Annotated in this window: 19 protein-coding genes; 14 read left to right on the top strand and 5 right to left on the bottom strand. The window is 64.9% G+C overall.

What is annotated here, in order from left to right:
* Nucleotides 1-942, bottom strand: coding sequence for an esterase/lipase family protein (locus tag ACQ4MJ_RS17825; protein ID WP_055396875.1), 942 nt, complete (start codon nt 940-942; stop codon nt 1-3).
* A gap of 163 nt (nt 943-1,105) precedes the next feature.
* On the opposite strand from ACQ4MJ_RS17825, the gene ACQ4MJ_RS17820 reads away from it, so the two are divergent.
* The 6 genes from ACQ4MJ_RS17820 to fabB all read left to right on the top strand — a co-directional run bounded on the left by ACQ4MJ_RS17820 (nt 1,106) and on the right by fabB (nt 7,070).
* On the top strand, nt 1,106-1,588 hold the full coding sequence (locus ACQ4MJ_RS17820) for an Lrp/AsnC family transcriptional regulator (protein WP_055396873.1): 483 nt from the start codon (nt 1,106-1,108) through the stop codon (nt 1,586-1,588).
* A 222-nt stretch (nt 1,589-1,810) separates the two neighbouring features.
* Nucleotides 1,811-2,548, top strand: coding sequence for a GNAT family N-acetyltransferase (locus tag ACQ4MJ_RS17815; RefSeq protein WP_055396871.1), 738 nt, complete (start codon nt 1,811-1,813; stop codon nt 2,546-2,548).
* 114 nt (nt 2,549-2,662) lie between these two features.
* Complete coding sequence (locus ACQ4MJ_RS17810) at nt 2,663-3,547, top strand: HlyC/CorC family transporter (RefSeq protein ID WP_431151790.1); 885 nt, start codon at nt 2,663-2,665, stop codon at nt 3,545-3,547.
* Complete coding sequence (gene lnt, locus ACQ4MJ_RS17805; RefSeq protein WP_431151791.1) at nt 3,547-5,169, top strand: apolipoprotein N-acyltransferase; 1,623 nt, start codon at nt 3,547-3,549, stop codon at nt 5,167-5,169. Before ACQ4MJ_RS17810 ends, lnt begins: the two co-directional genes overlap by 1 nt.
* Before the next feature lie 159 nt (nt 5,170-5,328).
* Nucleotides 5,329-5,850, top strand: coding sequence for a 3-hydroxyacyl-[acyl-carrier-protein] dehydratase FabA (fabA, locus tag ACQ4MJ_RS17800; protein ID WP_008907199.1), 522 nt, complete (start codon nt 5,329-5,331; stop codon nt 5,848-5,850).
* Entirely contained in the window at nt 5,847-7,070 is a 1,224-nt protein-coding gene (gene fabB, locus ACQ4MJ_RS17795) for a beta-ketoacyl-ACP synthase I (RefSeq protein WP_431151792.1), read from the top strand. Before fabA ends, fabB begins: the two co-directional genes overlap by 4 nt.
* Nucleotides 7,071-7,296: 226 nt before the next feature.
* Here the strand turns inward: fabB and ACQ4MJ_RS17790 are convergent, their stop codons facing one another.
* The gene (locus ACQ4MJ_RS17790; RefSeq protein ID WP_055396861.1) at nt 7,297-8,214 is read right to left on the bottom strand and encodes a LysR family transcriptional regulator; all 918 of its coding nucleotides are present in this window, start codon (nt 8,212-8,214) and stop codon (nt 7,297-7,299) included.
* Between the two features lie 214 nt (nt 8,215-8,428).
* Between ACQ4MJ_RS17790 and ACQ4MJ_RS17785 the strand changes: the two genes are divergently transcribed.
* From ACQ4MJ_RS17785 to ACQ4MJ_RS17755, 7 genes are all read left to right on the top strand, one after another.
* Nucleotides 8,429-9,505 (top strand): asparaginase, encoded by a 1,077-nt coding sequence (locus ACQ4MJ_RS17785; RefSeq protein ID WP_055396859.1) that lies wholly within the window; start codon nt 8,429-8,431, stop codon nt 9,503-9,505.
* A gap of 459 nt (nt 9,506-9,964) precedes the next feature.
* Nucleotides 9,965-10,870, top strand: coding sequence for a glycine--tRNA ligase subunit alpha (gene glyQ, locus ACQ4MJ_RS17780; protein WP_008907201.1), 906 nt, complete (start codon nt 9,965-9,967; stop codon nt 10,868-10,870).
* Nucleotides 10,871-10,890: 20 nt separating this feature from the next.
* Entirely contained in the window at nt 10,891-13,032 is a 2,142-nt protein-coding gene (gene glyS / locus ACQ4MJ_RS17775) for a glycine--tRNA ligase subunit beta (RefSeq protein ID WP_431151794.1), read from the top strand.
* A gap of 52 nt (nt 13,033-13,084) precedes the next feature.
* Nucleotides 13,085-13,696 (top strand): D-glycero-beta-D-manno-heptose 1,7-bisphosphate 7-phosphatase, encoded by a 612-nt coding sequence (gene gmhB / locus ACQ4MJ_RS17770; RefSeq protein ID WP_431151795.1) that lies wholly within the window; start codon nt 13,085-13,087, stop codon nt 13,694-13,696.
* Between the two features lie 65 nt (nt 13,697-13,761).
* Nucleotides 13,762-14,538: a lysophospholipid acyltransferase family protein gene (locus ACQ4MJ_RS17765; RefSeq protein WP_121508834.1), complete on the top strand. Its 777-nt coding sequence runs from the start codon at nt 13,762-13,764 to the stop codon at nt 14,536-14,538.
* An 11-nt stretch (nt 14,539-14,549) separates the two neighbouring features.
* On the top strand, nt 14,550-15,518 hold the full coding sequence (locus ACQ4MJ_RS17760; RefSeq protein WP_431151796.1) for a M48 family metallopeptidase: 969 nt from the start codon (nt 14,550-14,552) through the stop codon (nt 15,516-15,518).
* 137 nt (nt 15,519-15,655) lie between these two features.
* Nucleotides 15,656-16,078, top strand: coding sequence for a rhodanese-like domain-containing protein (locus tag ACQ4MJ_RS17755; protein ID WP_121422224.1), 423 nt, complete (start codon nt 15,656-15,658; stop codon nt 16,076-16,078).
* A 197-nt stretch (nt 16,079-16,275) separates the two neighbouring features.
* Here ACQ4MJ_RS17755 and lysM read toward each other — a convergent pair whose 3' ends face one another.
* Nucleotides 16,276-16,761 carry a peptidoglycan-binding protein LysM gene (lysM, locus tag ACQ4MJ_RS17750; protein WP_055396847.1) on the bottom strand — a complete coding sequence of 162 codons (486 nt, stop codon included), beginning with the start codon at nt 16,759-16,761 and terminating at the stop codon, nt 16,276-16,278.
* Nucleotides 16,762-16,941: 180 nt separating this feature from the next.
* Here lysM and ACQ4MJ_RS17745 point away from each other — a divergent pair, with 180 nt between their 5' ends.
* The gene (locus tag ACQ4MJ_RS17745) at nt 16,942-17,709 is read left to right on the top strand and encodes a type III pantothenate kinase (protein WP_055396845.1); all 768 of its coding nucleotides are present in this window, start codon (nt 16,942-16,944) and stop codon (nt 17,707-17,709) included.
* Between the two features lie 192 nt (nt 17,710-17,901).
* On the opposite strand, the gene ACQ4MJ_RS17740 is transcribed toward ACQ4MJ_RS17745, so the two are convergent.
* Nucleotides 17,902-18,678, bottom strand: coding sequence for a tetratricopeptide repeat protein (locus tag ACQ4MJ_RS17740; protein ID WP_055396843.1), 777 nt, complete (start codon nt 18,676-18,678; stop codon nt 17,902-17,904).
* Between the two features lie 56 nt (nt 18,679-18,734).
* Nucleotides 18,735-19,397 carry a TetR/AcrR family transcriptional regulator gene (locus ACQ4MJ_RS17735; RefSeq protein WP_431151797.1) on the bottom strand — a complete coding sequence of 221 codons (663 nt, stop codon included), beginning with the start codon at nt 19,395-19,397 and terminating at the stop codon, nt 18,735-18,737.
* Nucleotides 19,398-19,437: the final 40 nt, after the last annotated feature.

Genomic DNA, 19,437 nt, shown 5'->3' with positions numbered 1-19,437 from the left:
TTACAGGCCCTGTGCCTTGAGGCGGTTGGCGTGCTGGCGGTACAGCGTCACCGGGTCGGTGGAGAACCAGTCGCGCAGGCCCAGCAGTTGGTTCACTTCGTCGAGGTGGTTCTGCCGGTAGTCGCCCAGGTGTTTGCCCAGGCGCGAGGAGCAGGCCGACACCAGGCCGTCGTTGGCTTCGCCGAAGACCAGGCCCAACACGCCCAGCAGGGCGTCGCTCGCATCCAGCACGTTGGTAAGGGTCTTGGTGCCCGTCCAGGAGTAGTAGCGCACGCCGTTGACGAGTTCTGCGCCGCTGCCGCAGCCAGAGGTGGGGACGCCTTGCGGAAAGCGTCGGTTGAAGGCGGCGGAACCGGCGGTGGTGAGCGAGTCCAGCGCGGCGGTGGGCATCTGTGGCAGGCCCGAGCCGCCCGAAGTCAGGTTGATCAGCGCGACCAGCGCCGACGCCGCCCCGTTGGCGATGGTTTCGGAGACCGAACCCGCGGGTGCCACGCCACGCATGATGTCCGCCACCCGCGATCCCCGGTTGACCCCACCGACCGAGGTCACCGAGGCAACCTTGCCCGGCGCCACCCCGGCCACGTAGCGTGCCGTAGGCCCACCGTGCGAATGCCCCACCAGGTTCACCTTGGCCGCGCCGGTGATGGCCAGGATGGTGTTCACCTGTGCGAGCAGCTGCTCACCCCGGACCTCGGTGCTGTTGGCGGCCGACACCTGGGCCACGTAGACCTTGGCGCCGCCCTGGCGCAGGGCGTCAGGGATGCCGTAGAAGTAGTCGACACCCAGGGCCGAATCAAACCCGAAAAGTCCGTGCACAAGCACGATGGGGTAGCGGGTCTGGGTGGTGCCCGTCTGGGCTTGCGCGCTGGCGCCGACGAGCAGCAATGCGGCGGTCGCGGCCAGAACAAATCGCCGCAAAAAGCGGCTGAGGAATCCGGTCATGCAGTTGTCTCCATAGGTATGTTTTTTGTATTCGCAAAAAAGAACGACCGTTCGTTTTTGCGAGGTTTATTCTTCTTTTCTTCGTGTGGAGTCACTATCAGGACATACCCGAGCCTGCAATTCAGAAGGCGCGAAAAGTCAAAACTTCATAAAATATTGCGCCATGCAAGCTTTAAACGCACTCGACAAGCTGGACAGGGCCATCCTGCGCCGTCTGCAAGAAAATGGCCGTGAGACGTACGACGTCATCGGTGAGCAGGTGGGCCTGTCGCCCAGTGCGGTGTTGCGCCGCGTCAAGCGCCTGGAGGAAAGCCGCGTCATCGACCGGTACGTTGCATTGGTGCCCCCCGAGGCCGTGGGCCTGGGGCTGACGGCCTACCTCAACGTCCGGCTCGAAAAACACACCGAAAGCCACAAGCGCAACCCCATGGACCTGTTCCGCGCCAGCGTGCAGACCTGGCCCGAAGTGGTGGAGTGCGCGTCGCTCACGGGCGAGATGGACTACCTGCTGCGCGTGGTGGTGGCTGACATGGCGCACTACAGCCGGTTCATCATGGACACGCTGCTCAAACACCCCAGCGTGCAGGACTGCAAGACCAGTTTTGTGCTGGACCGCGTGAAGGCGACCACAGCCGTGCCTGTGTAGATAGGCTTTAGAGCACGTTCTTAGGGTGCCGCGAGCGTGACACCCCATGTTGCCCCTTGCCCGCTGTCGCTATACCCTTGCGGGAAGCCGTTGGCGGAGGCGCCCAGCTTGCCAAGTGGGGCGGGGAGTGCGGTGTGGAACAGGTTTGAGCTACCTCACTAATTTGTTGCAACGCAGCATTTTTGCTGGAAATAATGAGGGAAAACCCTTATATTTGCAGCCATGATCGCAACCAAAGACTGGCTCAAGGCATCCTGGTATGCAGGCAGGGATATGCTGCGCCCGGTGATGGGCGAATCGCCTGCCCATGAAACTCGCGTCAAGCAGGAGGTCCCCGTGATGGTTCCCATTCGTGCCCTGGGTCCCTCCTACCGGGAGCGGATCACCCAACATTTGCTCCAGCTGGAGCCCGCAGACCGCTACCTGCGTTTTGGCTACGCCGCCAACGACGAGCAGATCCGGCGCTATGCCGAGCAGCTCGACTTCAACCGCGACGAGATCTTCGGCATCTACAACCGCCGCCTCGAACTGATCGCCATGGCGCATCTGGCCTTCTCGGAGCACCCAGAGTACAAACATTGCGCCGAATTTGGCGTGTCGGTGCTCAAGCAGGCGCGTGGCCGGGGCTTCGGCGCACGCCTGTTCGAGCGGGCCGTGATGCATGCGCGCAATGAAGGTGTGAACATGGTTTTTATCCATGCGCTCTCCGAAAACACCGCCATGCTGAAAATTGCCCGCAAGGCCGGTGCCACCGTGCGCCGCGATGGTTCGGAGTCCGAGGCTTACCTCCAGATCGAACCGGCCAGCCTGGACACGCGCATGACCGAGATGGTCGAGCAGCAGTTCGCCGAGGTGGATTACCAGATCAAGAAGCAGGCCAAGCAGTTCTGGGACTTTTTGGCCAGCGTGCAGGAAGTGCGCAGTGGCGTGCAGCACGCGCGCCACCAATCTGCTGAATAGTCCGTCCATCCATCCCAAGGTCGCGCTGCGCGGCCTGCGGGGTTTGCGTAGCGGGCCGTCACAACTATCCGCTATCCTAGGGGCCTGATTCACTACCGCACGTCGTGCACTCCAGTGTCTGACCCGCATCCCGCGCACCCCGGGCGACCACCCGAGAGGGAAGACAAGCGCACCTTCCTGCAGAAAGTGGCCGAGTTCATCCATCCGGGGCCAGACTCCACGGAAGAACTCATTGAGACCCTGGCCGAAGCCGAAGACAACCAGGTCATTGGGGCCGATTCGCGCGTGATGCTGGAGCGCGTCATCCGCATGGCCGACATGACGGCGGGCGACGTGATGGTGGCCGCCCCCCGCATGGACCTCGTCAACATCGACGCACCGTTTGACGAGATGCTGCACCTTGTCATCAACACCGCGCACTCGCGGTTTCCGGTGTACCAGGGCGAGCGCGAGAACATCATCGGCATCCTCATGGCCAAGGACCTGCTCAAGCTGCAGCGGGCGCCGGAGCTGAATATCCGAGCGCTGCTGCGCCCGGCCGCCTTTGTGCCTGAAAGCAAGGGCCTGAATGACCTGCTGCGCGAGTTTCGCGGCAACCGCAACCACCTGGCCATCGTGATCGACGAGTTTGGCCGCATGGCCGGGCTCATCACCATTGAAGACGTGCTCGAACAGATCGTGGGCGAGATCGAGGACGAGTTCGACATCCCCGAAGACGACGGCGACATCTTTGGCCTTGCCGACCGCACCTACCGGGTGAGTGGCGACACCTCGGTGGAGCGGGTGTGCGAGGCGTTTGATGTGCTGGTTCAGGGCAGCGACCCCCATGAAACCTTCGAAACCATCGGCGGCCTGATTGCCCATGAAATGGGCCATGTGCCCAAGCGCGGCGAGCACCTGCAGCTGGGCGGCCTGCACTTCGTCGTGCTGCACACCAAGGGCGGCGCCGTGCGCTGGTTCAAGGTGTCGCGGGTCGAAGAAGCCAGCGCCAGCGACTGATGGCCCGCGCTACTTCCACGCCGGGGCTGCCGCTGGCCCTGCAGGCGCTGCTGGCCGTGGCTGCCGGCGTTGCGCAGGCGGCCTCGCTAGCCTGGCCCTGGAGCGGAGAGCCTCTGTGGTGGCTGCAGATCGCCTCCATGGCGGTGCTGGCCTGGCTGGTGCGACCACATGCCACGGTGTCTGTCTCCTGGCAGCGCGGCGCGGCCATCGGAGGCCTGTTTGCCACGGCCTGGCTGGCCGGGACCTTCTGGTGGCTTTTCATCTCCATGCACACCTACGGCGGGCTGGCAGCGCCGCTGGCCGTGGCGGCGGTGCTGGGGCTGGCGGCGTTCCTCGCCAGCTACTACGCGGCGATGTTGGGGATTTTTTGCCGCCTGGCGCTTACCAGTAAGCCGCTAACAGCTATAATTTTTGGAGCATTCTGGCTGGTGGCCGAACTGGCGCGTGGCACCTTGTGGACGGGGTTCCCCTGGGGCGCTGGCGGTTATGCCCACGTGGATGGGCCGCTGGCGGCGCTGGCGCGCTACGGGGGCGTCTATGGGCTGGGGGCGGTTGCTGCGATGCTGGCGATGGGGGCGGTGCAAGTGCGGCGCGCCGACTTCCGTGGCTGGCGCCTGTGGGCGCTGCTGCTGGCGTTGGGGGCAGCGCTGGCCCTGGCCACGGTAGACCGCTTTTGTGCCATCCATCTCTGCTCCACACCCCTGCAGCGCCCCGCGCCTTCCCTGAGTCTGGAGCTTCTGCAGGGCAATATCCCGCAGGACGAGAAATTCCAGTCGGGCAGCGGCGTGCCGCTGGCACTGAAGTGGTATGCCGAAGCGTTGCGCGACGCCAAGGCCGATCTCGTGGTGGCGCCTGAAACGGCCATCCCGCTGCTGCCCCAGCAGCTCATACCGGGCTATCTGGAAGGCATCCAGCAGCGCTACGCGCAGGGTCCGCAGGCCGCGCTGCTTGGCATTCCGCTGGGCGACGAGGCGCAGGGCTACACCAATTCGGTGCTTGGCATGGGCCCCGCCACCGGGGCCACGCCCTACCGCTACGACAAACACCACCTGGTGCCTTTTGGCGAATTCATCCCGCCCTTTTTCAAATGGTTCACGGCCATGATGAACATTCCGTTGGGGGACTTCAACCGGGGTGTGGTGGGGCAGCCCTCCTTTGCCTGGGCGGGCCAGCGCATTGCGCCCAACATCTGTTACGAAGACCTTTTTGGCGAAGAGCTGGGGGCTCGTTTCATCGACCCGGCTCAGGCGCCCACGGTGTTCGTCAACTTCAGCAATATCGGCTGGTTTGGCGACACCGTGGCCATTGACCAGCACCTGCAGATCAGCCGCATGCGTGCCCTGGAGTTCGAGCGCCCCATGGTGCGCGCCACCAACACAGGCGCCACCGCCATCATCGACCACCGGGGTGTGGTGACGCACCAGCTGGCGCGCACTACACGCGGCGTGCTCAAGGGCGAGGTGCAAGGCCGGGGGCTGGATGCGCAAAGTGGCTGGGCCATCACGCCCTACGCCTGGTGGGTGTCGCGCTGGGGCCTGTGGCCGCTCTGGATGTTCGGGGCGCTGATGCTGGCGCTTGGCGTGTGGGCCAGAAACAAGGACATGGGGGCGCGCCGCCATTGATCCAGGTCAGGCGCCGAGAGGGCGGGGCGGGTGGCTTGGCAGGCCATTGTTTAGAGGCAGCTCCCTATGCCTTGATAATAGAGCCCCGCAAGACGGGGCTGTATTGCATACAACGATGATTTGAGGCGGGCCAACCGCTGTTCTGGAGCACGACTGAAAATGGCAGATTCCTTTTCCTACGAACAACTGATCGCCTCGGGCGAGGGCCGGCTGTTCGGCGCCGACAGCGGGCGCCTGCCGCTGCCGCCCATGCTGATGTTTGACCGCATCACGCACATCGACAGCGATGGTGGCGCGCACGGGCTGGGAAAGATCCGCGCCGAGCTCGATGTCAAACCCGACCTGTGGTTCTTTGCCTGCCACTTTCAGGGCGACCCGGTCATGCCCGGCTGCCTGGGGCTCGATGCCATGTGGCAGCTCATCGGTTTTTACCTGACCTGGCTGCAGCTGCCCGGCCGGGGCCGTGCGCTGGGTGCGGGCGAGGTCAAGTTCACGGGCGAAGTGGGTCCGGACGTGAAGCTCGTCACCTACGAAATCGACATCAAGCGCGTCATCAAGCGCAAGCTGGTCATGGCCATTGGCGATGCCCGCCTGCTGGCTGATGGCAAGGAAATCTATGTAGCCAATGACCTGCGCGTGGGCTTGTTCAAGCGCGAGGAAGACGGCAAGGACGCAGCATGACCACCAAGAAGCGCGTAGTCATCACCGGCGCGGGCATCGTCTCGTGCATTGGCAACGACCTGGCCACCGTGGAAGCCTCACTGCGCGAAGGCAAAAGCGGCATCAAGGCCGTCGAAAAATTCACCGAGCTGGGCCTGCGCAGCCAGGTGGGTGGTGCGCCTGAGATCGACATCGAGGCGCGTATCGACCGCAAGCAGCTGCGCTTCATGGGTGATGCGGCCGCGTATGCGCAGATCGCGCTCGAAGACGCCATTGCCCAGGCGGGTCTCACGCCTGAGCAGGTGAGCCACCCGCGCACCGGCCTCATCATGGGCTCGGGCGGTGGATCGCCTGCCAACCAGATCGAGGCGGCCGACACGCTGCGCGAAAAGGGTATCCGCCGCGTCGGGCCCTACCAGGTCACGCGCTGCATGAGCTCCACCGTGTCTGCCTGCCTGGCCACCAACTTCAAGGTCAAGGGCATCAACTACTCCATCACCTCGGCCTGCTCCACCTCGGCCCACTGCATCGGTGTGGCCGCGCAGCAGATTGCCTGGGGCATGCAGGACGTGATGTTTGCGGGTGGTGGCGAGGAATTGAGCTGGGGCATGTCGCTGCTGTTTGATGGCATGGGTGCCATGTCCAGCAAGTACAACGCCACGCCCGAGAAGGCCTCGCGCGCCTACGACGCGAACCGCGACGGTTTTGTGATTGCGGGCGGTGGCGGTGCCGTGGTGCTGGAAAGCCTCGAACACGCCCAGGCGCGCGGCGCCACCATCCTGGCCGAAGTGGTGGGCTTTGGCGCCACCAGCGATGGCGAAGACATGGTGGCCCCCTCGGGCGATGGCGCCATTGCGTGCATGCAGCAGGCCATGGAAGGGCTCGACGCCCCCATCGACTACATCAACACCCATGGCACCTCCACGCCGGTGGGCGACATGCAGGAAGTGCGCGCCATGCGCGCCCTGTTTGGCGACAAGGTGCCGCCGTTTTCGTCCACCAAGTCGCTCACGGGCCACTCGCTGGGTGCCACGGGTGTGCAAGAGGCCATCTACTGCGTGATCATGCTCAACAAGGGCTTCATCGCCGGTTCCGCCAATGTGGAGACGCCCGACCCGGCACTGGGTGACATGCCCCTGGTTGCGCAAACGCGCGATGCGCAGCTGACCACGGTGTTGTCCAACAGCTTCGGCTTTGGGGGCACCAACGCCAGCCTGGTGCTGCGCCGCTGGAACCACTGACCGCAGCCTGCCCACTGCAACGGCCTGCCTGTCTTTGGACATGCAGGCCGTTTTTCATGGGCTAGGAGGTTGCGCGGCGGAAGGCATCGAAGCGAAACGCGCGAAAACCGAGGATCGCGTGGAGCTACCGACAAGCCCAGGGTGGGTCCCTGGGCGCAGGAGGTCGTACCGCGCGAGACCGGTTTATCGCGCGTTGCAGCCGATGCTCCTTCTGCAGCGCAGCCTCCTAGCGCTTGGCAGGCTTGGGGTTGGGCTGCAGGGCCTCGTGCAGCAGGGTGGGCAGCATGGCCAGCATGCGCGTGGCCTGCAGACCGGGTGGCAACGCCCTTGCATGGTAGCTGTACAGCGACATGGGGGGCAGTTCGTGCAGCTCCTGCGCCACTATCTGCGCGGGGTCGAGCCCCTTGGCGGTGAGAAAGTCCACCACCGTCCATCCCATGCCCCGGCGCACCAGTTCCAGCGCCAGGCGCGATGTCTGCACCTGGATGCCAGGCCCGGCGGGAGAGCCCAGCCGTTGCGCGAGTTCGTCAATCGCCTGGCGCATGGGGTCGTCGCCCACCAGGCGGATCACCGGCACCTGCGCCAGCCGCGCGCCCGGGCTGGCGGCACGGGGTGCACGTGCCCACACGCTGGTGGCCACCGCAAGGTACAGCCTTCCGCTGACCAGCAGGTCGCTCGCAATTTGCGGGTGCGGGTGTTTGTAGAAGCCCAGGCAAAAGTCCACGCTGCGCGTGAGCAGCGCCTGCGTCATCTGGTCCTGGTGGATGGTGCGCACCTCCACGCCCACCTGCGGATGCTGCTCGGCATGGTGTTGCAACAGGCGCGGCAGAAACTCGTGGGTGATCGACGGGATCGCCCCCAGGCGTACATCGCCCGAATCGCTGGTGGCCAGGTTGCGCGCGGTGCGCTTGAGTGCGTCGAGCTGCCGGTAGATGCCAGTGGATTCGGCCGCCAGCACCTGGGCCTCGGGGGTGGGGGTCAAGCCCGAAGGTGTGCGGTTGAACAGCCGGTAGCCCAGCTGCAGCTCGGTGTGCGCAATGGCCTTGCTGACCGCCGAGGGCGTGATGCACAGCAGGCGCGCCGCTGCGCTCATGTTGCCGGTCTGCAGCACGGCCTGAAAAACTTCCAGTTGCCGCAGGTTCATTCCAGCGCTGCTCCGGTGTGTGTGCCTGTGCGACCTGAATAGTGGGATCGCGTGGAGGCGTTTGGGGTGTGAGTGAAATTCATAAGGGTGGGTCAATTATTCCGCATGACTGTGTTCTGCTTTCTCATAGGATGCGGCACCGCTTCACGGGCGGGTTTTGCAAAGAGCGGCGCAACGCGCGTCGCCAACCCCAAAAAAATCAGGAGACACCCTCATGCGCATTTCTTCCTCCCCCACTGCCAGCCGCTGGCTCGCAGGCTTGCTGTTGTCGGCCGCGTCCGCTGTGGCCATGGCCCAGGCTGCCAAGCCCAATGTGGTGGTGCTGGCCACCGGCGGCACCATTGCAGGTGCTGGCGCCTCGGCCGCCAACAGCGCCACCTACGCTGCTGCCAAGGTGCCGGTCGATAAACTGCTGGCGGGCCTGCCCGAGCTGGCCAACGTGGCCAAGGTGTCCGGTGAGCAGGTGTTCCAGATCGCGTCTGAAAGCTTCACCAACGAGCACCTGCTGCGCCTCGGCCAGCGCGTGTCGGCCCTGGCCAAGCAGGCGGATGTGGACGGCATCGTCATCACCCACGGCACCGACACGCTGGAAGAAACCGCGTACTTCCTGAACCTCACCGTGCGCACCAACAAGCCCATCGTGGTGGTGGGCTCCATGCGCCCCGGCACGGCCCTGTCGGCCGACGGCGCGCTGAACCTGTACGACGCCGTGACCGTGGCCGCCAGCAAGGACGCTGCCGGCAAGGGCGTGCTGGTCACGATGAACGACGAGATCCAGAGCGGTCGCGACGTGAGCAAGACCATCAACATCAAGACCGAGGCCTTCAAGAGCCAGTGGGGCCCACTGGGCATGGTGGTGGAAGGCAAGAACTACTGGTTCCGCGCGCCGGTCAAGCGCCACACCATGCAGTCGGAGTTCAACATCGACGACATCAAGGCCCTGCCCGCCGTGGACATCGTCTATGGCTACAGCAACATGAACACCACGGGCATTGAAGCCTACGGCAAGGCTGGCGTGAAGGCGCTGATCCACGCCGGTACGGGCAATGGCTCGGTGGCGGCACAGGCGGTGGATTCTCTCAAGGCACTGCGTGCTGCGGGCGTGCAGATCGTTCGCTCGGCCCGCGTGCCCGACGGTTTTGTGCTGCGCAATGCCGAGCAGCCCGACGACAAGTACGACTGGGTGGTGGCCCACGACCTGCGCCCCCAAAAGGCCCGCATCCTGGCCATGGTGGCCCTCACCAAGACCAATGACAGCAAGGAACTGCAGCGCATTTTCTGGGAGTATTGAGAAGACCCCCTGAGGCGCTGCGCGCCTTCCCCCTGAAGGGAGACGCCCCCAGCGCGGTGGGGCGGCCCTTGCGCGGGGGCACTCGCCCAGGCAGCGCCCTGTGGTGGCGCTCCGGCCAGCGCGATGGATAGTTGATTTGACTTGGCGCACAACACGTGCGCCGACGGGCTACCCGCAAAGGTGGTCACTGGTACGCAACGGGCTATAGCCTGCGTGACTGGTTGGGAAGGCTGGTGCTCCAAAAGGGCTCCGGCCTTTTTTCATGGGCGCGGGCCGATGTTGCTGGCGCTGCCGCAGCACGTGCGGCTGCGCGCCGTAAAATCACTGGTTTGCGCGCGCGAGGCCCGTCCTTGCTACCTTTGGGGTGGCAGGCGCCGGGGCTGGCATCCGCACCGCCTTTTCTTCTTTTTCCCCTTACTTGCTCGGCCCTGGCTTGCCAGTGCCTCAGCCAAAGACGCCATGTTGACATTCCAGCAAATCATTTTGAAGCTGCAGTCCTACTGGGACGCGCAGGGTTGCGCCCTTTTGCAACCCTATGACATGGAAGTGGGCGCCGGCACCTCGCACACTGCCACCTTCCTGCGCGCCATCGGCCCCGAGCCCTGGAAGGCCGCCTACGTGCAGCCCAGCCGCCGCCCCAAGGACGGCCGCTATGGCGAAAACCCCAACCGCCTGCAGCACTACTACCAGTACCAGGTGGTGCTCAAGCCCGCGCCAGCCAACATCCTGGAGCTGTACCTGGGTAGTCTCGAAGCCTTGGGCTTCGACCTGAAAAAGAACGACATCCGCTTTGTGGAAGACGACTGGGAAAACCCCACGCTCGGCGCCTGGGGCCTGGGCTGGGAGGTGTGGCTCAACGGCATGGAAGTCACGCAGTTCACCTACTTCCAGCAGGTGGGCGGCATCGATTGCAAGCCCGCCACCGGCGAGATCACCTACGGCCTGGAGCGCCTGGCCATGTACCTGCAGGGCGTGGACAACGTCTACAACCTCAAGTGGACCGACACCCTGAGCTACGGTGACGTGTACAAGCAAAACGAGGTGGAGCAGTCCACCTACAACTTCGAGCACAGCGACGCGGACTTTTTGTTCACCGCCTTCAACGCGCACGAAAAGCAGGCGAAATACCTGATGGAGCAGCAGCTGGCGCTGCCCGCTTACGAGCAAGTGCTCAAGGCCGCGCACAGCTTCAACCTGCTGGATGCGCGCGGTGCCATCAGCGTGACGGAACGCGCCGCCTACATCGGCCGCATCCGCAACCTGGCCCGTGCCGTGGCGCAGAGCTACTACGAAAGCCGCGAGCGCCTGGGCTTCCCCATGGCGCCGCGCGAGTGGGTGGAACAGATGGTCAAAAAGGCAGCGTGAACGAGCGAAAGAACAAGAACATGACGACCCAAAACCTCCTCGTTGAACTGTTTGTCGAAGAACTGCCCCCCAAGGCGCTGCAGAAGCTGGGCGATGCCTTCGCTACCGTGCTAGGTGACCAGCTCAAGGCCCAGGGCCTGGCGACGGCTGCCTCGGTGGTCACGCCCTTTGCCTCGCCTCGCCGCCTGGCTGCGCATGTGACCGCCATGGCCGACAAGGCCGCCGACAAGGCCGTGCAGCAAAAGCTGATGCCCGTGACCGTGGGCTTGGACAAAGACGGCAACGCCACGCCTGCGCTACTGAAAAAGCTGCAGGCGCTGGGCGCCGATGTGTCCAACCCCGCAGCCGCTGTGGCTGCCTTGAAGCGCGCGCAGGACGGCAAGGCCGAAGCCCTGTTCTACGACAGCGTGGTGGCCGGTGCCACGTTGGCGGCGGGCCTGCAAAAGGCGCTGGATGAAGCCATCGCCAAGCTCCCCATCCCCAAGGTGATGAGCTACCAGCTTGAAACCGACTGCGAGCTGCCCGGCTGGACCAGCGTGAACTTTGTGCGCCCCGCACACGGCCTGGTCGCGCTGCATGGCAGCACGGTGGTGCCCGTGAAGGCGCTGGGTCTGACCGCTGGCAACAGCACCACCGGCCACCGTTTTGAAGCCGCCGTGTCGCCCGTGGTGCTGGCCGATGCCGACAGCTACGCCGCCACGCTGAAGAAGGATGGCGCCGTGATCGCCAGCTTTGCCGAGCGCAAGGCCGAGATCGCGCGCCAGCTGGCCGCTGCTGCTGCGAAGGTGGGCAATGGCGCCCGCCCCATTGAAGACGAGGCGCTGCTGGACGAAGTGACCGCGCTGGTCGAGCGCCCCAACGTGGTCATCTGCCAGTTTGAAGAGCAGTTCCTGGGCGTGCCGCAGGAATGCCTCATCCTCACGATGAAGGCCAACCAGAAGTACTTCCCGCTGCTGGACGCTGCAGGCAAGCTGACCAACAAGTTCCTGGTGGTCAGCAACATCAGCCCCGAAGACACGAGCTTTGTGACCGGCGGCAACGAGCGCGTGGTGCGCCCCCGTTTGGCCGATGCCAAGTTTTTCTTTGATCAGGACCGCAAGAAGACCCTGGCCTCGCGCGTCGAAGGTCTGGGTAAGGTCGTGTACCACAACAAGCTAGGCACGCAGGGTGAACGCGTGGAGCGCGTGCGGGCCATTGCCAAGGCCATTGCCACGCGACTGGGCGACGCTGCTCTGGTGGCCGATGCCGACCTGTCCGCACAACTGGCCAAGACCGATCTCGTGACCGACATGGTGGGCGAGTTCCCCGAGCTGCAGGGCATCATGGGTGGCTACTACGCGCTCAACGACGGCCTGGGCGAAACCGTGGCGCACGCCATCGAAGACCACTACAAGCCGCGTTTTGCGGGTGACGCGCTGCCGCGCAACACCGCAGGCGTCGTGGTGGCCCTGGCTGACAAGCTCGAAACCCTGGTCGGTATGTTCGGCATCGGCAACCTGCCCACGGGCGACCGCGATCCGTTTGCGCTGCGCCGCCACGCGCTGGGCGTGATCCGCATGCTGGTCGAGAAGGATCTGCCGCTGGAGATGAATGCGCTTCTGGCTGGTGCCGTGCCCGCCTTTGGCGACAAGATCACCGATGCTTCAGCGGCCCTGGCCGACTTCATCTACGACCGCCTCGCCGGCAGCCTGCGCGAGCAAGGCTACAGCGCCCAGGAAGTCGACGCGGTGCTAGCCCTGCGTCCGCAGCGCCTTGCACTGGTCGAAAAACAACTGGCCGCAGTGCGCGCCTTCGCCGCCTTGCCCGAAAGCCCCGCCCTCGCCGCCGCCAACAAGCGCGTTGGCAACATCCTTAAAAAGGCCGAGGTCGAAGGCCCGGTGGATGCCCACGTCAACCCCGAGTTGCTGCAGGAAAAAGCCGAGCAGGACCTCTACGCTGCCCTGCAGCGCTTCGTGCCCGAGGCCAACGCCCAGTTCGATGCTGGCGACTACACCGCATCGCTGCAGACCCTGGCAGTGCTGCGTGCGCCGGTGGACGCGTTCTTTGACGATGTGATGGTCAACGCCGAGCAACTGGATGTGCGGATGAATCGCCTGGGTCTGCTCAAGATGCTGCACAACGCGATGAACCGCGTGGCCGACCTGTCCCGCCTGGCGGTTTGACCGGTTTGCACAAGCTGCTAGGCTGGCGGTTCTCACAAGGTAAACCCCTCCTATGAAACTCGCCATCCTCGACCGCGACGGCACCCTCAATCCGCTGGCGGACGACTACGTCACCGCTGCCGACGAGTGGACCGCTGTGCCGGGCGCGCTCGAAGCCATTGCGCGCCTCAACCATGCGGGCTGGCATGTGGTGGTGGCCACCAACCAGCCGGGCCTGGGCCGGGGCTTGTTTGATGTGGTGGCGCTCAACGCCATTCACGCCAAGATGCACCGTCAGGTGGCGGCGGTGGGCGGGCGCATTGATGCCGTTTTCTACTGCCCCCACGCGGCCGATGAGGAGTGTGCGTGCCGCAAGCCCGCCCCCGGCCTGCTGGAGCAGATCAGTGACCGCTATGGGGTGGAGCGTGAGGATGTGCAGGTGGTGGGCAGCTGCACCGCGCACCTGCAGGCAGGCGCCGCACTGGGCGCACAGCTGCACCTGGTGTGCACGGGGCAGTCGGCGCAGGTACACCCGGGTGGCCCCTTGCCAGCGGGGGTTCCGCCGGGCACGCGCGTGCATGCCAGCCTGGGTGATTTTGTGGACCAGCTTTTGCCTGCTGTGCAGCCCGCTGCGGCACCCCTGGCGGCGACACCCCTGCCAGCGCCTGGTGGTGCCGCTGTCTGATGCTATTACTTTAATAGCTGTTAGCGCTTGATAGATAAGCGCTGGCGGCCAAAATGACCATCAAAATGGCCTTTATCCGTTCCGTCATTCACCTTCTCTGGATGGGCATCACTGTGGTGCCCTATGCGCTGACCATCATGCTGGGCACGCTGCTGGGCGTGCGCGGCAAGCCGCTGTACCGCATCGCCCGCGCGTGGCTGTCACTGTGCATCAGCGGTGCCCGCGTGATCCTGGGCATCCGCGCCAACGTGATCGGCATGGAGAACCTGCCGCAGGGCGAGAACGCGGGGGCGGTGCTGCTGGTCAAGCACCAGTCCACATACGAGACCTTTCTGATGCCCGCGATCATGCCGCGCCCCCTGGCCTATGTATTCAAGAAGGAGCTGTTGCGTGTGCCGTTCTTCGGCTGGGCCATCGGCCGCCTCGACATGATCCACATCGACCGCGACCAGCGCACCCAGGCCTTCCACAAGGTGGTGCAGCAGGGCAAGGACCTGTTGGCCCAGGGCATCTGGATCATCATGTTCCCCGAAGGCACGCGCATTGAGCGTGGGCAAAAGGGCAACTACAAGACCGGCGGCACCCGCTTGGCCATCGACACCGGCGCGCCAGTGGTGCCAATTGCCGTGACGTCCGCCAAGGTCTGGCCGCGCAAGGCGTTCATCAAGCGCCCGGGCGTGGTGGATGTGTCCATCGGCAAGCCCATTTCCAGCGTAGGCCGCAAGCCCGACGAGCTGATGCGCGAAGTGGAGGCCTGGATCGAGGCCGAGATGCGCCGCCTGGACCCTGATGCGTACCCAGCCGTGGTCATCCCCCCGCACGGCAAGGCGGGCGAGAAGTAGGCCACAGCGTGATGCAGCGGCTTGTGCAGTTGGCGCTCGACTTTTTCGACCCGCCGGTCGCACCGGCAGGACCGGCTGCGGCGCCGGGGGTGAAGGCTGCAGATTCCAAGTCAAAACTGCCCCCAGCGCTGGATGGGAAAGCGCCAGTAGCTCCTAAAACAGTAGTGAATCGGCCTGCTGCACCTGCTGCACCTGCTGTACCGCTGCCATCTCTGCTGTCTCCGGCCGAATTCCGCCACCCGCAGGCCAGCCGCGAAGTGCTGCTGGGCGATGCCGTCGTGGCCTATGCGTTGCAGCGCGCGCGGCGCCGCACCATCGGCTTTACCGTGGGGGCCGATGGACTGTCGGTACGTGCGCCCAGCTGGGTCACCCTGTCGGGCGTGGATTCTGCGCTGCGCGAGAAGTCCGAATGGATCCTGCGCAAGCTGTCTGAGGCGCGCGAGCGCCACCAGCGCATGGAAGGCGGTCGTATTGTCTGGGCCGATGGCGCCGTGTTGCCCTATCTGGGCGAGCCTTTGACCGTGGTGCTGGACCCGAGCCACGGTTTTGCGGGCAAAGGCGGTGCGCTGGTGGCGGGCACCGATGTGGTGCCACCCAGCCTGCACATCGGCCTGCCCCACAGCGCCAGCCCCGCGCAGATCCGCGACGCCGTGCAGGCCTGGCTCATGCGTGACGCGCGCCGCCACTTTACGGCCCGGCTCGACCATTTCGCCCCGCTGCTGGGTGTGCGCTGGGCCAGCCTGCGCCTGTCGAGCGCCAACACCCGCTGGGGCAGTGCCAAGGCAGACGGCTCCATCCGCCTGAACTGGCGCCTGCTGCACTATCGCCCAGCCATCATCGACTACGTGGTGGCGCACGAACTGGCCCACCTGCGCGTGATGGACCACAGTCCGCGCTTCTGGGACACCGTGGCCACCGTGGTGCCCGACTATGCGCAGCTGCGCAGCCGCTTGCGGGATGAACCCGCGCCTTTGTGGTGAATCCCCCTGAGTCGCCTGCGGCGCCTTCCCCCTAGGGGGACGACGCCCTCGCTGCGGGGCGGCCCATGCTCGGCGTCCCTCGCACTGGTCGCGCCCAGTTCAAACGTTTTGCCTAGTGCCCAGAAAGTATCCAAACCATGACAAATACGCTCTCCTCCGTTTCTCCCGCCGACGGCTATGCCGGTGACGTGACGCCCCAGCAGGCCTGGCAGTGGGTACAGGCCGGCCAGGCCGTGCTGGTGGATGTGCGCAGCGACGCCGAACGTGAATGGGTGGGGCAGGTGCCCGGCGCCATCGCCGTGGCGTGGAAGCAGTGGCCGGGCATGGTCATGAACGCGGATTTTGATGCGCAGATGCGCACGGCCGTGCCTGAGGGCGCCCGGGCTGTGCTGCTGTGCCGCAGCGGCGTGCGCTCCATCGCCGCCGCGCGCCGCGCTACTGAGCTGGGCATCACGGCCTACAACATCCTGGAAGGTTTTGAGGGCGACGCCGATGCGCAGGGTCAGCGCGGCAAAAAGGGCGGCTGGCGTTTTCACGGTCTGCCGTGGAAGCAGGGTTGATGCTCCCAAAAAAATAGCTGCCAGCGCTTTATAGATAAGCGCTGGCAGCTGGCTCTAAAGCTTGACTTGCCCCGGCGTTCCGTTTGTCTCGGGCGTCGGTACACCCCCGACTCAGGCCAGTGCACCCGTGGAACCGGCTTTGCCGGGCCACCGGGTGCGTCCCCCTTGGGGGAAGGCGCCGCAGGCGACTCAGGGGGTTACTTAGCCTGCGGGATTCGGAGTTTCTGGCCGGGGTAGATCTTGTCGGGGTGGCTCAGCATCGGCTTGTTGGCCTCGAAGATCACGGGGTACTTGTTGGCGTCGCCATAGAACTTCTTGGCGATGGCGCTGAGCGTGTCGCCGCGCACCACGTCGTGGTACTGGGCTTCGGGCTCGGGGTTGGTCACATCCATCAGGTTCTCGACGCTGGTCACGCTGGCCACGTTGCCGCAGCACAGGGTGACTTTTTCCTTGGCCGCCTGCGTGGGGGCTGTGCCCTTCACGGTGACTTTGCCTTCGGGTCCTTCAAAGGCGACCTGCACATTGCTGGCGCCCAGGTTCTGGGACGCGATGTAGGTCTCGATGGCCTTGGATGCCTTGGCGTTGAGTTCATCTTGCGTGGGGGCTGCTGCCGTGGCGGCCTGTGCTTCTTTGCCGCCGAACAGCTTTTCGCCGGCTTCCTTGATGAAACTGAAAAGACCCATGTCGTACCTCCTAATGTTGCAGAAACAGGAAGGACCACTGTAGCGGCAATGGGCGGCTGCGTCGTGTCGGACACGGGCGCGACACGATTTTTCACAATTTGTGGGAGGGCAGGGGTGGTGCAGCCGGAGGCTGTCGCCCTCGGGCAGAGGTGCATCGCAAAACTCGGGATAATCCGCCGCATGACTTTTCTGGCCATCGACGTCGGTAACACCCGTCTCAAATGGGCGTTGTACGACGCTCCCCGCCCCGGGGCTGCGCTCATTGCGCATGGCGCCGAGTTTCTGGACCACATCGACCGCCTGGCTGAAGGTAGCTGGGAGTCGCTGCCCCACCCGGAGCGCATGCTGGGCTGCGTGGTGGCGGGCGATGCCGTCAAACGCCGCGTGCAAGAGCAGATGGAAATCTGGGACGTCACCCCCTCCTGGGTGGTGTCGTCGGCGCAGGAGGCGGGGCTCACCAACGGCTACGACCATCCCTCGCGCTTGGGCTCGGACCGCTGGGTGGCCATGATCGGCGCGCGCCACCATGTGTTGGCACGTGGCCCGGCGCGGCCGCTGGTGGTGGTGATGGTGGGCACGGCCGTGACGGTGGAGTGCATCGACACCGAGGGCCGCTTCATGGGCGGCCTGATCCTGCCCGGCCACGGCATCATGCTGCGCGCGCTCGAGTCCGGCACCGCCGGCCTGCACGTGCCCACGGGCGAAGTGCGCCCGTTCCCCACCAACACCAGCGATGCGCTGACCAGCGGCGGCACCTACGCCATCGCGGGGGCCGTGGAGCGCATGTACCAGCACCTGCTGCAGCACTGTGGCCAGGAGCCCGCCTGCATCATGACCGGCGGCGCAGGCTGGAAGATGGCGCCCAGCATGACACGGCCCTTCGAGCTGGTGGACAACCTGATTTTTGACGGCCTGCTGGAGATTGCCGCGCAGCGGTTTGGGGGCTGAGGGCTTTTGAGCGCCGCATCTATAGCAGCGCGACACGGCAATCTACGGCAAACCTCTGTGCAAAACTGGCGCTGCGCAAGCCAGAGACACCGAGCAAGGGCCGCCCCGCAGCGAGGGTGTCGTCCCCCTTCCCGAATGGCGTAGTCAGTCGAGAGAAGGGGGAAGCGGCAAAGCCGCTCAGGGGGATGTCTCTTACTCTTCTTCCAGTTCAGCCCGCGCCATCTCCACATCCAGCCGCTCCATGGCATCCATGGGTTCAGCGGCGGCGGCCTTTTCGTAGAGCGCGGTGGCTTCCTGCATTTTCTTGTCGCCCTCCAGCATGACGAGCGCATTGGCGTACTCGATCATCGCGATGGCCGATCCCGGGTTCAGCTTGAGGGCTTCCTGAAACAGCTTGAGGCCCGTGTCCTTCTTGGCGCCATAGGTCATGCCGCCAATCAGCGAGCCCACCTTGTCGATCACCTCGGCATGGAAGGCGCCCAGCGCAATGCGCGCATCGGCGTGTTTGGGCGACAGGGCAATGGCCTTCTCCAGCGAGTCCTTCACCTTGCCACCCAAGCCCTGCGCCAGCGCCTTGGCCACGCTGATGCCCTGGCTGTAGCGGCCCAGTGCGTAGGCATGCCAGTACCAGGCGTTGGCGTTGTCGGGCTCCTTGGCGGCCTGGGCCTCCGCCCGTTCGGCCACCTGCATGAACAGGTCCAGGCGCGCCTTCTCCTTCGGCTCCAGGTAGTTGGCATAGATGGAGGTGGCCTTGTTGGCGGCAGTGATACCCGCGCCACCGGCTGCCATGCCTGCTGCCGCAGCTTTCTCAAAATCACCGTTGTGGAACAGCGCCCAGGCTTCCAGCGCGGCAGCGTCCTTGGGGCAGGGTTCGGCATCACCGCCATGCAGTCGTGCCCAATGCTTCTTGACGCTCGCAGCGTCAAATTGGTAGTCGCCAGCGTGGGGGAAGGGGGTCCATTTGGCCATGGCGTGTGTCTCCGGAAGTTCTTGTTGGTGGGTGTCTGTGGCGGGTGGGCCGTGTATCAGCCTAGCGCTGGTGCGTAGGCGCCGACCAGCTGCAGCAGGTGGGCGCGCTGGCCGCTTTCGAGGTAGGGCATGAGCAGGTTCAGCACATGGTGGGCTCCGCGCAGCAGCGCGGCCTGGGCGCTTTCGGGCTCCAGTGCACGGCGTGGGTCGCGCACGTATTCGAAGCTCAGCCAGTAAGTGAGCACCACGACCATGCTGGTGGCGGTGGCCTCCAGTTCGCGCGAGTCGATGTGCAGTGCATCAGCGCGGCCCATACCGTCGAGCATGGCGCGCACGGCGCGGGTCTTGTTTTTGAGGATGGCCTGGAAGTGGGTTTCCAGGCGCCGGTTCTTGGACAGCAGGTCGTTGAGATCGCGGTACAGGAAACGGTACTGCCAGATCAGCTCGAACAGCGAGTGCATGAAGAACCAGGCGTCCTCCACATTGCGCACACCATCGGCGGCGGCCAGCAGTTCGGTCAACGAGGTTTCGTAGCGATCAAACAGCGCGTTGATCAGCTCGTCCTTGGCCGGGTAGTGGTAGTACAGGTTGCCGGGACTGATGCGCAGCTCGGCCGAGATCAGGGTGGTGGAGACGTTGGGCTCACCGAACCGGTTGAACAGGTCCAGCGTCACTTCCAGAATGCGTTCTGCGGTGCGGCGTGGCGCTTTCTTCACCATGTGTGCGGGCCCCTTCGCGTCGTTTGGCGTCGTTGTTGCG

The organism is Acidovorax facilis (assembly GCF_050626955.1).
GTDB lineage: Bacteria > Pseudomonadota > Gammaproteobacteria > Burkholderiales > Burkholderiaceae_C > Acidovorax > Acidovorax facilis.
The sequence above is the reverse complement of the archived record's forward strand: the minus strand, read 5'-3'. Positions and strand labels throughout refer to the sequence as shown.

What these genes read in the sequence shown, in the direction of transcription:
- fabB (WP_431151792.1), top strand. Translation starts at nt 5,847, where the DNA reads ATGACCACCAAGAAGCGCGTAGTCATCACCGGCGCGGGCATCGTCTCG.
- ACQ4MJ_RS17785 (WP_055396859.1), top strand. Translation starts at nt 8,429, where the DNA reads ATGCGCATTTCTTCCTCCCCCACTGCCAGCCGCTGGCTCGCAGGCTTG.
- ACQ4MJ_RS17735 (WP_431151797.1), bottom strand. Translation starts at nt 19,397, where the DNA reads ATGGTGAAGAAAGCGCCACGCCGCACCGCAGAACGCATTCTGGAAGTG.
- ACQ4MJ_RS17815 (WP_055396871.1), top strand. Translation starts at nt 1,811, where the DNA reads ATGATCGCAACCAAAGACTGGCTCAAGGCATCCTGGTATGCAGGCAGG.
- glyQ (WP_008907201.1), top strand. Translation starts at nt 9,965, where the DNA reads ATGTTGACATTCCAGCAAATCATTTTGAAGCTGCAGTCCTACTGGGAC.
- lnt (WP_431151791.1), top strand. Translation starts at nt 3,547, where the DNA reads ATGGCCCGCGCTACTTCCACGCCGGGGCTGCCGCTGGCCCTGCAGGCG.
- ACQ4MJ_RS17760 (WP_431151796.1), top strand. Translation starts at nt 14,550, where the DNA reads ATGCAGCGGCTTGTGCAGTTGGCGCTCGACTTTTTCGACCCGCCGGTC.
- ACQ4MJ_RS17820 (WP_055396873.1), top strand. Translation starts at nt 1,106, where the DNA reads ATGCAAGCTTTAAACGCACTCGACAAGCTGGACAGGGCCATCCTGCGC.
- lysM (WP_055396847.1), bottom strand. Translation starts at nt 16,761, where the DNA reads ATGGGTCTTTTCAGTTTCATCAAGGAAGCCGGCGAAAAGCTGTTCGGC.
- gmhB (WP_431151795.1), top strand. Translation starts at nt 13,085, where the DNA reads ATGAAACTCGCCATCCTCGACCGCGACGGCACCCTCAATCCGCTGGCG.
- ACQ4MJ_RS17790 (WP_055396861.1), bottom strand. Translation starts at nt 8,214, where the DNA reads ATGAACCTGCGGCAACTGGAAGTTTTTCAGGCCGTGCTGCAGACCGGC.
- fabA (WP_008907199.1), top strand. Translation starts at nt 5,329, where the DNA reads ATGGCAGATTCCTTTTCCTACGAACAACTGATCGCCTCGGGCGAGGGC.
- ACQ4MJ_RS17745 (WP_055396845.1), top strand. Translation starts at nt 16,942, where the DNA reads ATGACTTTTCTGGCCATCGACGTCGGTAACACCCGTCTCAAATGGGCG.
- glyS (WP_431151794.1), top strand. Translation starts at nt 10,891, where the DNA reads ATGACGACCCAAAACCTCCTCGTTGAACTGTTTGTCGAAGAACTGCCC.
- ACQ4MJ_RS17740 (WP_055396843.1), bottom strand. Translation starts at nt 18,678, where the DNA reads ATGGCCAAATGGACCCCCTTCCCCCACGCTGGCGACTACCAATTTGAC.
- ACQ4MJ_RS17825 (WP_055396875.1), bottom strand. Translation starts at nt 942, where the DNA reads ATGACCGGATTCCTCAGCCGCTTTTTGCGGCGATTTGTTCTGGCCGCG.
- ACQ4MJ_RS17765 (WP_121508834.1), top strand. Translation starts at nt 13,762, where the DNA reads ATGGCCTTTATCCGTTCCGTCATTCACCTTCTCTGGATGGGCATCACT.
- ACQ4MJ_RS17755 (WP_121422224.1), top strand. Translation starts at nt 15,656, where the DNA reads ATGACAAATACGCTCTCCTCCGTTTCTCCCGCCGACGGCTATGCCGGT.